The organism is Polaromonas sp. P1_E3, from assembly GCF_056405935.1.
On record NZ_JBFUBD010000846.1, the window covers coordinates 1 to 558 of the forward strand.

Genomic DNA, 558 nt, shown 5'->3' on the forward strand with positions numbered 1-558 from the left:
GTATTACGTGATGCGGCTGATGAGCGAAATCATGGCCCATACCATCACCTTGCATTTGCTGGATGCACCGGGGCGCGTCAAGCGCTTCCAGCGCAAACATCCAGAGCTGTTTGACCGCATTCCGAAGAAAGAGCTGGCGTCTTACCTGAACCTGTCAGCAGAAACCCTGAGCCGGCTCAAGCAGCGCRGCAAGATCTGACGAAAGGGACGCGAAAACAAAAAAAGCCGGGCATATACCCGGCTTTTTTGTTTAACCCAGCCTCTTAATCCACCGGCTGTTCCGCCGCGAATTCGTTCCTCTTCGGTGGACGAATCTTTGCCATGGCGCGGGAAATCAGCGGCCAGAACAACAAGACCAGGGCCAGTGTCGTGATGCCGCCGACCAGCGGGTTAGACCACATGATGGACATTTCACCTTGCGACACAAGCATGGCCTGGCGGAAGGAGTCTTCGGCTTTGTCTCCAAGAACCAGAGCCAGCACCAGCGGTGCCAGTGGATAGTCCAGTTTCTTGAAGAGGTAGCCAACCACTCCAAACAGCATCATGAACCAGATGTCC

At 54.9% G+C, this 558-nt stretch carries 2 pseudogenes; one reads left to right on the forward strand and one right to left on the reverse strand.

Annotated elements, in window-relative coordinates:
- A pseudogene (locus AC1D0Z_RS23905) lies at positions 1–199 on the forward strand (Crp/Fnr family transcriptional regulator); the annotation flags it as partial.
- 64 nt (positions 200–263) lie between these two features.
- Here the strand turns inward: AC1D0Z_RS23905 and AC1D0Z_RS23910 are convergent.
- Positions 264–558: pseudogene (locus AC1D0Z_RS23910) on the reverse strand (tripartite tricarboxylate transporter permease); the annotation flags it as partial.